The organism is Micromonospora sp. WMMD1274, assembly GCF_049179035.1.
GTDB classification, from domain to species: domain Bacteria; phylum Actinomycetota; class Actinomycetes; order Mycobacteriales; family Micromonosporaceae; genus Micromonospora; species Micromonospora tulbaghiae.
The window spans coordinates 3,500,796-3,514,272 of record NZ_JBMHMG010000001.1 but is presented as its reverse complement, the minus strand read 5'-3'; the positions used below and the strand labels follow the sequence as shown (position 1 = coordinate 3,514,272).

Here is a 13,477-nt window from a genome sequence, read left to right as displayed (position 1 = left end):
CGTGCCAGCCTTTCGTTCGCGACTGCGGGGCTCCGCTTCGCTGCACTCCTCGCGCTCACCGATCAGTCCCCTTCGGTGCGGTCTCCTCGGCCGTCAGCTCGCGCACCGGCATGATCTCCGGGATGCTGCGGTCGGTCAGCCGGCCGTCGGGCAGACGGGCCGGGGTGGCCACCGAGGAGGACGTGGCGTAGACACCCGGGCCGGGCTTCGGTCCGGGGTAGTTGCCGGGGCGGAACCGCGCCTTCATGGTGGCGATCTGGTCCATCCGGTCCGCCTTGCGCCGCTCCACGTGCGCCAGCACCATCGCGCCGACGGCGGCGGTGATCAGCAGCGCCGAGGTCAGCTCGAAGGCGAAGACGTACTTGGTGAACAGCAGCCGGGCGATGCCCTGGACGTTGCCCTCGCCGTTGGCCTGGTCGAGCCCGACCGCCTGGACGCCGTCGAGCGCGCGGTAGAGGCCGGTGCCCACCAGGCCGGCGAAGCCGAGCCCGAGGACCACGGCGGCGACCCGCTGGCCGCGCAGCGTCTCGATGAGCGAGTCGGACGCGTCCCGGCCGACCAGCATCAGCACGAACAGGAACAGCATCATGATCGCGCCGGTGTAGACGATGATCTGCACCATGCCGATGAACGGCCCGGCCTGGAGCACGTAGAACACGCCCAGGCAGAGCATGGTCAGCACCAGCCAGAGCGCGGAGTGGACCGCGTTGCGGGCCCACACCATGCCGACCGCCCCGAGCAGGGCCAGCGGCGCGAGGATCCAGAAGGTGACCTCCTCACCCCCGGACACCTGTCCCGCCGCGGCGAGCACCGTTGCCGAGGTCATGCCTTGCCTCCCTTGCCCGCCGCGGCGGCGGACCGCTGCTCGGCCTGCTCGGCGCCGGGGAAGGTCACGCCCGGGTGCTCCTCCACGTGGTACCGGCCGGGGCCCATCGGCGAGCGCTCGGCGCCGGCCGAGGTGCCCGGGTTGGTGAGCGCGCCGACGTAGTAGTCCTTCTCGCTGTCGCCCAGCCGCATCGGGTGCGGCGGCTGCTCCATGCCTTCGAGCAGCGGCGCGAGCAGCTGCTCCTTGGTGAAGATCAGGTCCTGCCGGTTGTCCCGGGCCAGCTCGTACTCGTTGCTCATGGTGAGCGAACGGGTCGGGCAGGCCTCGATGCAGAGCCCGCAGAAGATGCACCGGGCGTAGTTGATCTGGTAGGTGCTGGCGTACCGCTCACCCGGGGAGAAGCGCTGCTCCTCGGTGTTGTCGCCACCCTCCACGTAGATCGCGTCGGCCGGGCAGGCCCAGGCGCACAGCTCGCAGCCGATGCACTTCTCCAGCCCGTCCGGGTGCCGGTTGAGGATGTGCCGCCCGTGGTAGCGCGGCGCCGAGACCGGCGGCTTGAACGGGTAGTCGGTGGTGACGACCTTCTTGAACATGTGCGAGAAGGTGACACCGAAGCCCTTGAACGTTCCGGTGATCGCGCCCACGTCACACCTCCCTGGAGTCCGGGCCGGCGACGACGTTGGCCGGCTCCCGCTCGGCGAGCACGCGCTTCGTACGCGGGCTCGGCGGAACCTGAAGATCCATCGGCGGCAGCGGGAAGCTGCCGTACGGCCGGGTGTCCGCCTGCTCCTGGAGCGACGGCTTCGGCTCCTTCTTCCGCGACGGCCAGAAGAGCGTGGCCAGCAGCAGCACGCCCGCGCCGACGGCGGTGACGAGCAGCCGGTCCCGGGTCTCCCAGTCCTCGATCGAGCGCAGCCCGGCGAGCACCATGATCCAGACCAGGTTCAGCGGCAGCAGCACCTTCCAGCCGAACCGCATGAACTGGTCGTAGCGGAGCCGGGGCAGCGTGCCGCGCAGCCAGACGAAGACGAACACCAGCATGATGACCTTGCCGAAGAACCACAGCATCGGCCACCAGCCCTCGTTGGCGCCCGACCAGATCGTGATCGGCCACGGGGCGTGCCAGCCGCCGAGGAACAGCGTCACGGTGAACGCCGACATGGTCACCATCGCGACGTACTCGCTGAGCATGAACAGCGCGAACTTCAGCGAGCTGTACTCGGTCTGGAAGCCGGCCACCAGCTCCGACTCCGCCTCGGGCAGGTCGAACGGTGCCCGGTTCGTCTCACCGACGATGGCGATGAAGAACATGATGAAGCTGGGCAGCAGCAGGATCGCGTACCAGCCGGGGGCGGCGAGGTCGAAGCCGCCGATGCTCAGCCGGGTGCCGTCGCCCTGCGCGGCGACGATCCCGCTCGTCGACATGGTGCCCGCGGTCATGAAGACCGCGACCACGCTCAGGCCCATGGTGACCTCGTACGAGACCAGCTGGGCCGCCGAGCGCAGGCCGCCGAGCAGCGGGTAGGTCGAGCCGCTGGCCCAGCCGCCGAGCACGATGCCGTACACGGCGAGCGAGGAGAAGGCCAGCACCACCAGCACCGCCACCGACACGTCGGTGACCTGGAGCGGCGTGCGGTGCCCGAAGATGCTCACCATCGGCCCGAACGGGATCACCGACAGCGCGGTGACCGCGCAGACCACCGAGATCACCGGGGCGAAGAAGTAGACGACCTTGTCGGCCTTGCGCGGGAGGATGTCCTCCTTGAAGGCCAGCTTCACGCCGTCGGCGAGCGTCTGGAGCAGACCGAACGGGCCGGCCTGGTTGGGGCCGGGCCGCACCGCCATGCGGCCGACGACCCGGCGCTCGAACCAGACGCCGAGCAGCGTGGCCGCCACGGCGACGACGAACGCGAACAGGATCTTGCCGAGGACCAGCCACCACGGGTCCTTGCCGAAGTCGGCAAGCGTCGGGTCCTGCGCCGCGAGGATGACGGGGTTCACTGCACCCACCTTTCGTTCCCGACTGCGGAGACGCTCACCACGTCGCCGGACGTCGCGCCGAGGCCGCGCCGCACGGTGGAGCCGGGTGAGTTGGTCGGCAGCCAGACGACGCCGTCGGGCATCTCGGTGATCGCCGCCGGCAGCGTGATCGCGCCGCGGTCGGTGCCCACCGTGACCGGGTCACCGTCGGCGACGCCCAGCGCCTCGGCGGTGCCCTTGCCCAGCCGGACCACCGGCGGGCGGGCGGTGCCGGCGAGGTGCTCGTCGCCGTCGGTGAGGCTGCCCAGGTCGATCAGCTGGTGCCAGGTGGCGAGTACCGCCTCGCCCGGTCCCGGCTGCCGCACGGCGGCCGGCTCGACCGAGGGCGCCGACGGCCGCTCGACCCGGGTACGCGGCAGCGCGCCCAGCTCGCGGCGGATGGCCGGCACGTCGCCGGTCCCGAGCCGCACGTCGAGCTGCGCGGCGAGCGCGTCGAGGATGCGGGCGTCGGTCATCGCGCCGGTGTCCAGCACCTTCTCGAACGTGCGCAGCCGGCCCTCCCAGTCCAGGAAGCTGCCGGCCTTCTCGACCACCGGCGCGACCGGCAGGACCACGTCGGCGCGGCGGGACACCGCGCTCATCCGCAGTTCCAGGCTGACCAGGAACGGCACCGCGTCCAGTGCGGACTCGGCCAGGCGCGGGTCGGCCAGGTCGGCCGGGTCGACGCCGGCCACCACCAGGGCGCCCAGCTTGCCGTTCGCGGCGGCGGTGAGGATGCCGTCGGTGTCGCGGCCGGCCTGGCTGGGGATCACCCCGGCCGGGATGTCCCACGCCTCGCCCAGCTCCGCGCGCGCGGCCGGCTCGGTGACGACCCGGCCGCCGGGGAGCAGGTTGGGCAGGCAGCCCGCGTCGACGGCGCCGCGGTCACCCGCGCGCCGCGGCACCCAGACCAGCCGGGCACCGGTACGCCGGGCGACGTCCGCCGCCGCCGACAGCCCGCCCGGCACCTCGGCCAGGCGCTCGCCGACGATCAGGATCGCGCCGGGCTGCCCCAGCGCCTCGGCCACCGTGGCGTGCTCGGCCAGCACGCCGGCTTCCTCGCCGGGCACGACCCGGGCGAGCTTCGCGCCGAGCTTCTCCAGGCCGCGGGTCGCGAACGGCGCGATCGCGTACACCGTGAGCTTCTTCTTCAGGTACGCCTTGCGCAGCCGCAGGAAGAGGATCGGGCACTCCTCCTCCGGCTCCAGGCCGACCAGCACCACGGCGGGCGCGTTCTCCACGTCCGTGTAGGTCACGTCGGTGACCCCGGCGACGCTGCTGGCCAGGAAGTCGGCCTCCTCGCGGGAGACCGGGCGGGCCCGGAAGTCGATGTCGTTGGTGTGCAGCGCGATGCGGGCGAACTTCGCGTACGCGTAGGCGTCCTCGACGGTGAGCCGGCCGCCGGTCAGCACCGCCGTGCCGGTCGCGCCGTCGCGGGCCGCGCGCAGCCCCTCGGCGGCCCGGGTGAGCGCCTCGCTCCAGGACGCCTCGCGCAGCTCACCGGTCTTCTCGTCGCGCACCATCGGCGTGCTGATCCGATCGAACGCGCGGGTGTACTGGAAGCCCCAGCGGCCCTTGTCGCAGTTCCACTCCTCGTTCACCGCCGGGTCGTCGCCGGCCAGCCGGCGCAGGACCTTGCCGCGCCGCCAGTCGGTGCGCTGGGCGCAGCCGGCCGAGCAGTGCTCGCAGACGCTGGGCGTGGAGACCAGGTCGAACGGGCGGGCCCGGAACCGGTACTGGGCGCCGGTCAGCGCGCCCACCGGGCAGATCTGCACGGTGTTGCCGGAGAAGTACGAGTTGAACGGGACGTCACCGGCGTCGCCGTCCTCGCCGTACTCCTCGTCCCGGTAGATGTTGATCTCCTCGTGCGAGGAGCGTCCCATCAGGTCGATGAACTTGTCGCCGGCGATCTCCTCGGAGAACCGGGTGCACCGCTGGCAGAGCACGCAACGCTCGCGGTCGAGCAGCACCTGGGTGCTGATCGGCAGCGGCTTCGGGTACTCCCGCTTGTGCTCGTGGAACCGCGAGTCCGTCCGGCCGGTGGACATCGCCTGGTTCTGCAGCGGGCACTCGCCACCCTTGTCGCACATCGGGCAGTCCAGGGGGTGGTTGAGGAGCAGCAGCTCCATCACCCCCTCCTGGGCCTTCTTGGCGACCGGGGAGGTGAGCTGCGTCCGCACCACCATGCCGTCGGCGACGGTCTGGGTGCAGGAGGCGACCGGCTTGCGCTGGCCCTCCACCTCCACCAGGCACTGCCGGCAGGCGCCGGCCGGGGCCAGCAGCGGGTGGTCGCAGAAGCGCGGGATCTCGGTGCCGAGCTGCTCGGCGACGCGGATCAGCAGCGCGCCCTTGGGCGCGGTGACCTCGACGCCGTCGATGGTCAGCGTGACGGTCTCGGTCTGCTTGGCTACGTCGGTCATCAGCGCCGCCTTCCATTCGCGACTGCGGGACTCGCAAGCTCGTTCCTCGCGCTCATCAGTGAGCTCCCACCAGCTGCTTGTCCGACAGCTTCGGCGCGGTACGTCCCTCGATGTAGTCGAGGTAGTCCTGCTTGAAGTACTTCAGCGACGAGGTCACCGAGCTGGTCGCGCCGTCACCCAGACCGCAGAACGAACGGCCGAGGATGTTGTCGCAGGTGTCGAGCAGGGTGTCCAGGTCCTCGTGGGTGCCCTGGCCGGCCAGGATGCGCCGGTAGACCCGGACCATCCAGTAGTTGCCCTCCCGGCACGGGGTGCACTTGCCGCACGACTCGTGGTGGTAGAACTCCAGCCAACGGTAGGTCGCGTACACCGGGCAGTCCTGGTCGGAGAAGATCTGCGTGGCGGTGGTGCCCAGGATCGAGCCGGCCGCCGCCACCCCCTCGAAGTCCAGCGGCACGTCCAGGTGCTCGGCGGTCAGCAGCGGCGTCGACGAGCCACCCGGGGTCCAGAACTTCAGGTTGTGCCCGGGCTTCATGCCGCCGGCCAGCTCGATCAGCTCGCGCAGCGTGATGCCCATCGAGCACTCGTACTGGCCCGGGTTGGCGATCCGGCCGGACAGCGAGTAGATCATCGGGCCGGACGACTTCTCCGTGCCCATCGTCTTCCACCAGTCCGCGCCACCGAGCACGATGTACGGCACGCTGGCGATGGTGCCGACGTTGTTGACCACGGTCGGGCTGGCGTACAGGCCGTGGGTCGCCGGGAACGGCGGGCGCAGCCGGGGCTGGCCGCGGAAGCCCTCCAGCGAGTCCAGCAGCGCGGTCTCCTCACCGCAGATGTACGCCCCGGCGCCGGAGTGCACCACCAGGTCCAGGTCGAAGCCCGAACCGAGGACGTTCCGGCCGAGGTAACCCTTGGCGTACGCCTCGTCGACAGCGCTGCGCAGCCGCCGGGCGGCGTGCACCGCCTCACCGCGGATGTAGATGTACGCCCGGTTGGCCCGGATCGCGTACGAGGCGATGATGACGCCCTCGACCAGCGAGTGCGGGTCGTGGGTCATCAGCGGCAGGTCCTTGCAGGTGCCCGGCTCGCCCTCGTCGGCGTTCACCACCAGGTAGTGCGGCTTGCCGTCGCCCTGCGGGATGAACCCCCACTTGAGACCCGTCGGGAAGCCCGCGCCGCCCCGGCCGCGCAGTCCGGAGTCCTTGATCAGCTGGATCAGGTCGTCCGGGTGCGCCTTGAGCGCCTTGCGCAGGGCGGCGTAGCCGTCCAGCTTCTCGTAGGTGCCGAGCCGCCACGCGTCCGGCGAGAGCCAGCGCTTGGTGAGCACCGGCGTGAGCTTGGCCAGCGTCTCCGGCCGAGGAGTGGTCACTTCCGGACCCCCGTTCCGCTCGCGTCCGCCGGGTCGCCGCCGTCCGCGCCCGTACCGGATCCCGCTTCCTTGAGGTTGCGCTCCTGCGCGCCGGCCGCGTCGCCGGCGGGCTTGCCGTCGCCGGCCGGCGGGTTCGCCGCCGCGCCGGCCGCCTCGGCCGCCCGCGCGTCGCGCGGCGCCGGGGCCGGGCCGTCCACCGGCATCTTCGTGCCGGGCGCGTCGGGCACCGCGGTGCTCGCGTCCGGCTGCCGGGTCTCGGCGGTACGCACCTGCGGCGACTTGGCGTCCGGCGCCTTCACGTCCGGCGCGGTGCTGCCGGTGGCCGCCTCCGGCTTGGCCGGCTCTACTGCCTTGGCCGGCTCGGGTGCGGGGGCCGGCTTCGCGGCCTCGGCCTTCGCCTTCTCCTCGGCGGCGGCCCGGTCGGCCTCGGCCTTGCTGCGGATCGGCGTTTTCGGGTCGAAGCCCGGCACCGAGACGCCGTGCTGCTCGGCCAGGCGCAGGCCGCGCAGGCTGGGCTCGCCCGGCCCGCCGTCGGCCACCGCGCCGTCGCGCTCGTCGGCGAAACCGGCGAGCTGGACCGCCATCTCCTTGAGCGTGCAGAGCCGCGCCCCGCGGGTCGGCATCGGCCGGCCGCCGGCGCGCAGCTCCTCGACCACGTCGAGCGCGGCCTGCGGCTCCACGTTGTCGAAGAAGTCGTAGTTGACGGTCATCACCGGGCCGTAGTCGCACGCCGCCAGGCACTCGGCGTGCTCCAGGGTGATCTTCCCGTCGGCGGTGGTCTCCTCGTGCCCGACGCCGAGGTGCTCGGCGAGGGTGTCGTAGACCTTCTGCCCGCCGAGCACGTCGCACATCGTGTTGGTGCAGACGCTCACCAGGTAGTCACCGGTGGGCTTGCGCTTGTACATGGTGTAGAAGGTGGCGACGGCGCCGACCTGGGCCTTGTTCAGCCCGAGCACCTCGGCGCAGAACTCGACACCGGCCGGGGAGACGTAGCCCTCCTCGGACTGGACCAGGTGCAGCAGCGGCAGCAGCGCCGAGCGGGACCGGTCCGCCGGGTACCGGGCGATGATCTCCCGCGCCCGGACGCGAGTCGTTTCGGAAAAGCTCATCGGTCACAACCACCCATCACGGGGTCCAGCGAGGCGCCGCCGGCGATCACGTCGGCGATCAGGCCGCCCTCGGCCATCGCCGGGAGGGCCTGGAGGTTGACGAAGCTCGGCTCCCGGTAGTGCACCCGGTAGGGCCGGGTGCCGCCGTCGGACACCGCGTGCACGCCCAGCTCGCCGCGGGGCGACTCGATGCCGACGTACACCTGGCCCGGCGGAACCCGGAAGCCCTCGGTGACGAGCTTGAAGTGGTGGATCAGCGACTCCATCGACTGACCCATGATCTTGGCGACGTGCTCCAGCGAGTTGCCCATGCCGTCCACGCCGATGGCGAGCTGCGCCGGCCAGGCGATCTTCTTGTCGGAGACCATCACCGGGCCGGGCTTCAGGCGGTCCAGCGCCTGCTCGATCAGCTTCAGCGACTCGCGGATCTCCGCCACCCGCACCAGGTAGCGGCCCCACACGTCACCGTCGGTGTGCGTCGGCACGTCGAACTCGTACGTCTCGTAACCGCAGTACGGCATCGTCTTGCGCAGGTCCCAGGCGAGGCCCGCGGACCGCAGCACCGGGCCGGTGACGCCGAGCGCCATGCAGGCGGTCACGTCGAGCACCGCCACGTGCTGCGTACGCTCCAGCCAGATCGGCTGGCCGGACAGCAGGTTCTCGTACTCCTTGAGCCGCTTCGGCATCAGCTGGAGGAAGTCGCGGATCTTGCGGATCGCGTCGTCCGGCACGTCCTGCGCCACGCCGCCCGGCCGCACGTACGCGTGGTTCATCCGCAGACCGGTGATGGTCTCGAAGATGTCGAGGACGTACTCCCGCTCGCGGAAGCCGTACAGCATCATGTTGATCGCGCCCAGCTCCATGGCGGTGGTCGCCAGCCAGACCAGGTGCGACGAGACGCGGTTGAGCTCCATCATCAGCACGCGGATGGTGGTGGCCCGCTCGGTGATGTCGTCGGTGATGCCGAGCAGCTTCTCCACCGCGAGCGCGTACGCCGTCTCGTTGAACAGCGGCGAGAGGTAGTCCATCCGGGTCACGAACGTCGAGCCCTGGACCCAGTTGCGGTACTCCAGGTTCTTCTCGATGCCGGTGTGCAGGTAGCCGACGACCGAGCGGGCCTCGCGGACCGTCTCGCCCTCCAGCTCCAGGACCAGCCGGAGCACGCCGTGGGTGGACGGGTGCTGCGGACCCATGTTGACGACGATCCGCTCGTCGTTGATCGGGTCCGTGCCGGAGACGACCTCGTCCCAGTCCCCGCCGGTGACGGTGAAGACCTTGCCCTCGGTCGTCTCGCGCTCGGTCGCGTAGTTCGACGTGGTCACAGTGCCAACCCTCCGTTCGCGACTGCGGGGCTCCGCTTCGCTGCACTCCTCGCGCTCACTGGTACGACCGCCGCTTGTCCGGCGGGGGGATCTCCGCACCCTTGTACTCGACGGGGACGCCGCCCAGCGGGTAGTCCTTGCGCTGCGGGTGCCCCTCCCAGTCGTCCGGCATGAGGATCCGGGTCAGGGCGGGGTGGCCGTCGAAGACGACGCCGAACATGTCGTACGTCTCCCGCTCCTGCCAGTCGGCGGTCGGGTAGACGGCGGTGACGCTCGGGACGTGCGGCTCCTCGGCGGAGACCGCCACCTCCAGCCGGACCATGCGCCGGTAGGTCATCGAGGTGAGCTGGTAGACCACGTGCAGGCGGCGCTCCGCGCCCAGGTAGTCCACGCCGGACACCGACGAGAGCAGCTCGAAGCGCAGCGCGAGGTCGTCGCGCATCACCTGGCAGACCTCGGCGATCCGCTCCGGGCGGACGTGCAGGGTCAGCTCACCCCGGTCGACCACGACCTTCTCGATCGCGTCGCCGAAGTCCGGGTACGCCTCCTCCAGTGCGTCCCGCACCTCGTCGAAGTAGCTCCCGTACGGCCGGGCCGCCTCCTCGATCGGCTTGCGCTGGCGGACCAGGCCGCCGTAGCCGGAGACGTCACCGGTGCCCTGGTTGCCGAACATGCCCCGGCCGGCCGGGCTGGCCGGCGGGTACTCCGCCGGGGCGGTGGAGCTGGCACCGGCCGGGGTGGTGGGTACCGGCACCCCGCCGTCGTTGTTCTTGTCGTTCGGTGCGGTCATTTCGGGCCCCTATGCGACGCCTGAAGGTGGTTCTGCGCCTTCATCCAGTTCTCGATCCGAAGCTGCTCCTCGCGCCCCTCGCGGACGGCCTTCGTCCACTCGGCACGGCGGGCCTTGTCGCTGCGGTACGACGAGGGCATCGAGCCGTACGGCACCACCGGCACGTCACCGCGCGCCTGGCGGGCCTCCAGCATCTTGCGGCCGTTCGGGCCCAGCGGCTCGTGCATGATCTTCTCGCGCAGCTTGAGCACCGCGTCGATGAGCATCTCCGGCCGGGGCGGGCAGCCGGGGAGGTACATGTCGACCGGGACGACGTGGTCGACGCCCTGCACGATGGCGTAGTTGTTGAACATGCCGCCGCTGCTGGCGCAGACACCCATCGAGATGACCCAGCGGGGCTCGGCCATCTGGTCGTAGATCTGGCGCAGGACCGGGGCCATCTTCTGGCTCACCCGGCCGGCCACGATCATCAGGTCCGCCTGGCGGGGCGAGGCGCGGAAGACCTCCATGCCCCAGCGGCCCATGTCGTAGTGCGGGCCGCCCGCCGCCATCATCTCGATGGCGCAGCAGGCCAGCCCGAACGTGGCGCCCCAGACCGAGGTCTTCCGCGTCCAGTTGACCAGCTTCTCGACGCTGGTGAGCAGGACGCCGGAGGGGAGCTTCTCCTCGATGCCCATCTGCTACCTCCTCAGTCCCAGTCCAGGCCGCCGCGCCGCCAGACGTAGGCGTATGCGACGAAGACCGCGACGATGAACAGGACCATCTCCACGAAGCCGAAGATCGGCAGGGCGTCGAAGGAGACCGCCCAGGGGTAGAGGAAGATGATCTCGATGTCGAAGACGATGAAGAGCATCGCCGTCAGGTAGAACTTGATCGGGAACCGGCCGCCGCCGACGGGCTGCGGGCTCGGCTCGATGCCACACTCGTACGCCTCGAGCTTGGCCTTGTTGAGACGCCGCGGGCCGGCGAGTCGGGCAGCGGCCACGGAGAACAGCGCGAACGCCGCAGCGAGGGCGAACAGCCCGATGATGGGTGCGTAAGGAGAGAGCGTCATCGTTGTCCCCTGCTCGTCCTTCCCTGACCTCGGTGGTTGGCCAAAATCACACTATTCACGTCCCTCACGACCTCGGTCGGCGGGGTCGATCCATGTCCGGCTCGTGGGCGTCGGGCCCCGGGCCGGTCGTCTCCTACACGGCCGGGGCCACCTTCGTCATCGCGTTGATGACCCGGTCCATCGCGTCCCCGCCGCGCGGGTCGGTCAGGTTGGCCAGCAGCTTGAGCACGAAGCGCATGAGCATCGGGTGCGGCATGCCGTGCTTGGTCGCCATCCGCATGATCTCGGGCCGGCCGATGAGCTTCACGAAGACGCCGCCGAGCCGGTAGTAGCCGCCGAAGCGGGCCTTCAGCTCCTGCGGGTACGCCATCAGCGCCCGCTCCCGTTCCGCGCCGGCCGGGCGGGCGAGCGCCTGCACCACGACCTCCGCGGCCATCTCGCCGGACTCCATCGCGTACGCGATGCCCTCGCCGTTGAAGGGGTTGACCATGCCGCCGGAGTCGCCCACGAGCAGGACGCCGCGGGTGTAGTGCGGTACCCGGTTGAAGCCCATCGGCAGCGCGGCGCCGAGGATCGGACCCTCCGCGTTGGACTCGTCGGTCATCCCCCAGTCCTCGGGGGTGTTCGCGAGCCAGTCGGTGAGCAGCTTGCGGTAGTTCGTCTTGCCGAACGCCGAGGAGGAGTTGAGCACGCCCAGGCCGACGTTCACCCGGCCGTCGCCGAGGCCGAAGATCCAGCCGTAGCCGGGCAGCAGCGCGTCGTTACCCTTGGCCCGCAGTTCCAGCCAGGACTCCAGGTAGTCGTCGTCGTGCTTGGCGGGCGAACGGTAGTAGCGGCGGACGGCCACGCCGATCGGGCGGTCCTCCCGCTTGGCCAGCCCGAGGGCGAGCGGGAAGCGGCCGGAGACACCGTCGGCGGCGACCACGAGCGGCGCGTGGAACGTGGCGGGTTCCTTGTCCGGGCCGACCTCGGCCTGCACGCCGATCACCCGGTCGTCGGTGCCGAGCACCGGCCCGAGGACGTTGACGCTGGTCTGGAGCTTCGCCCCGGCGGCGACCGCGCGCTGGGCGAGCAGGTCGTCGAAGTCGAGCCGGGTGCGCACCAGGCCGTAGTTGGGGAAGCTGGCCAGGTCGGGCCAGTCCAGCTCCAGGCGTACTCCGCCGCCGATCACCCGTAGGCCCTTGTTGTGCAGCCAGCCCGCCTCGGGCGAGGTGTCCACGCCCATCCGGATCAGCTGCCGCACGGCGCGGGGCGTGAGCCCGTCACCGCAGACCTTCTCCCGGGGAAATTCCGTCTTCTCCAGCAGCAGCACGCGTACGCCGTGCCGCGCCAGGTGGTACGCCGTGGCCGATCCTCCGGGACCGGCGCCCACGACGATGACGTCGGCGTCGTTCTCCACCGCGGTCATCCGCGCCTCCTCCCGCATGCTCGTGAAATGCTTCACAAGCCGATCCGGTTGGAGTCTATGACCGGCGTTACACCAGTACGCGCTGAGGGGGGCCTAACTTCGCGGAAACGCGCCGGTAAGAGCGTCGAGACCGGTCACGGGCGCGCCTGCGCGGCCGGTCCGAGTCCGGCGTCGAGCCGGATGGTCTCGGGCAGGTGGTCGCGCAACGCGCCGCCGGCGGCCCGGTCCAGCGCGGCGAGCACCTCGGCGACGACCTGCCGGACATCTGCGGGATCCGCGCCGGCCAGCTCGCGGAGCTGCGCGATCAGCTCGGCGGCGTCGTCGTCGGTGGCGGCCTGGTCTGGTCCCGTCATGGGGGCGAGCCTACGGGACAAAGTAGACCAGAATCGGATATTCACGAAATGACCAGCGTCTGCTGGCCGGACGGTCAGTTTCGGACGGCCCGGTGCAACGCCACCACGCCGCCGGTCAGGTTGCGCCACGCCACCCGTCCCCAGCCGGCCGCGCCGATCCGCGCGGCCAGCGCCGCCTGGTCCGGCCAGGCGCGGATCGACTCGGCCAGGTAGACGTAGGCGTCCGGGTTGCTGGACACCGCGCGGGCCACCGCCGGCAACGACCGCATCAGGTACGACAGGTAGACGGTGCGGAACGCCGGGTTCACCGGAGTGCTGAACTCGCACACCACCAGCCGCCCGCCCGGCCGGGTCACCCGGGCCAGCTCGGCCAGCGCCGCGTCGGTGTCGTTGACGTTGCGCAGCGCGAAGGAGATGGTCACCGCGTCGAAGCTGGCGTCGGCGAACGGCAGTCGCAGCGCGTCCCCGGCCAGCAGCGGCACCGACGGGCGGGTGCGCTTGCCCGCGGACAGCATGCCCAGCGAGAGGTCCGCGCCGACCGCGTACGCCCCGGAGTGGGCCAGCTCTTCGGTCGACACACCGGTGCCGGCGCCCACGTCCAGCACCCGCTCGCCCGGGCGCAGCCCGAGCGCCGCCCGGGTGGCCCGCCGCCACGACCGGTCCTGACCGAACGAGAGCACGGTGTTCGTCAGGTCGTAGCGGGCGGCGACGCCGTCGAACATCGCGGCGACCTCGTGCGGCTGCTTGTCCAGGCTGGCGCGCTGGCCCTGCGGGGTACGGCTCACCCCTCCACTCTGCCAGCCG

General features: G+C 71.2%; 13 protein-coding genes. All 13 read right to left on the bottom strand.

Going from position 1 to position 13,477, the window contains the following annotated elements; all coding sequences use genetic code 11:
* Positions 1–55: 55 nt before the first annotated feature.
* A complete protein-coding gene (locus ACN27D_RS16570; RefSeq protein ID WP_120572074.1) occupies positions 56–826 on the bottom strand; it encodes an NADH-quinone oxidoreductase subunit J in 771 nt (256 codons plus the stop codon).
* Positions 823–1,470 (bottom strand): NADH-quinone oxidoreductase subunit NuoI, encoded by a 648-nt coding sequence (gene nuoI / locus ACN27D_RS16565; RefSeq protein WP_120572075.1) that lies wholly within the window; start codon positions 1,468–1,470, stop codon positions 823–825. The genes ACN27D_RS16570 and nuoI overlap by 4 nt, the downstream gene beginning before the upstream one ends.
* 1 nt (position 1,471) lies before the next feature.
* Positions 1,472–2,827 carry an NADH-quinone oxidoreductase subunit NuoH gene (gene nuoH / locus ACN27D_RS16560; RefSeq protein WP_120572076.1) on the bottom strand — a complete coding sequence of 452 codons (1,356 nt, stop codon included), beginning with the start codon at positions 2,825–2,827 and terminating at the stop codon, positions 1,472–1,474.
* Positions 2,824–5,265: an NADH-quinone oxidoreductase subunit G gene (locus ACN27D_RS16555; protein ID WP_421499430.1), complete on the bottom strand. Its 2,442-nt coding sequence runs from the start codon at positions 5,263–5,265 to the stop codon at positions 2,824–2,826. Before ACN27D_RS16555 ends, nuoH begins: the two co-directional genes overlap by 4 nt.
* 55 nt (positions 5,266–5,320) lie before the next feature.
* Positions 5,321–6,637, bottom strand: a complete 1,317-nt coding sequence (gene nuoF / locus ACN27D_RS16550; protein WP_252454323.1) for an NADH-quinone oxidoreductase subunit NuoF — start codon at positions 6,635–6,637, stop codon at positions 5,321–5,323.
* Positions 6,634–7,746 (bottom strand): NADH-quinone oxidoreductase subunit NuoE, encoded by a 1,113-nt coding sequence (gene nuoE, locus ACN27D_RS16545; RefSeq protein WP_421499429.1) that lies wholly within the window; start codon positions 7,744–7,746, stop codon positions 6,634–6,636. Before nuoE ends, nuoF begins: the two co-directional genes overlap by 4 nt.
* Positions 7,743–9,068 carry an NADH-quinone oxidoreductase subunit D gene (locus ACN27D_RS16540; RefSeq protein WP_120572080.1) on the bottom strand — a complete coding sequence of 442 codons (1,326 nt, stop codon included), beginning with the start codon at positions 9,066–9,068 and terminating at the stop codon, positions 7,743–7,745. The genes nuoE and ACN27D_RS16540 overlap by 4 nt, the downstream gene beginning before the upstream one ends.
* Positions 9,069–9,123: 55 nt before the next feature.
* Positions 9,124–9,858, bottom strand: a complete 735-nt coding sequence (locus tag ACN27D_RS16535) for an NADH-quinone oxidoreductase subunit C (protein ID WP_252454321.1) — start codon at positions 9,856–9,858, stop codon at positions 9,124–9,126.
* Positions 9,855–10,535, bottom strand: coding sequence for a NuoB/complex I 20 kDa subunit family protein (locus ACN27D_RS16530; RefSeq protein ID WP_013283602.1), 681 nt, complete (start codon positions 10,533–10,535; stop codon positions 9,855–9,857). Before ACN27D_RS16530 ends, ACN27D_RS16535 begins: the two co-directional genes overlap by 4 nt.
* An 11-nt stretch (positions 10,536–10,546) precedes the next feature.
* Positions 10,547–10,912: an NADH-quinone oxidoreductase subunit A gene (locus tag ACN27D_RS16525; protein WP_013283601.1), complete on the bottom strand. Its 366-nt coding sequence runs from the start codon at positions 10,910–10,912 to the stop codon at positions 10,547–10,549.
* Positions 10,913–11,045: 133 nt separating this feature from the next.
* On the bottom strand, positions 11,046–12,320 hold the full coding sequence (locus ACN27D_RS16520; protein ID WP_421499428.1) for a geranylgeranyl reductase family protein: 1,275 nt from the start codon (positions 12,318–12,320) through the stop codon (positions 11,046–11,048).
* A gap of 134 nt (positions 12,321–12,454) precedes the next feature.
* Positions 12,455–12,673, bottom strand: a complete 219-nt coding sequence (locus tag ACN27D_RS16515) for a hypothetical protein (RefSeq protein ID WP_018787811.1) — start codon at positions 12,671–12,673, stop codon at positions 12,455–12,457.
* A gap of 74 nt (positions 12,674–12,747) precedes the next feature.
* Complete coding sequence (locus ACN27D_RS16510; protein WP_350816367.1) at positions 12,748–13,458, bottom strand: demethylmenaquinone methyltransferase; 711 nt, start codon at positions 13,456–13,458, stop codon at positions 12,748–12,750.
* Positions 13,459–13,477: the final 19 nt, after the last annotated feature.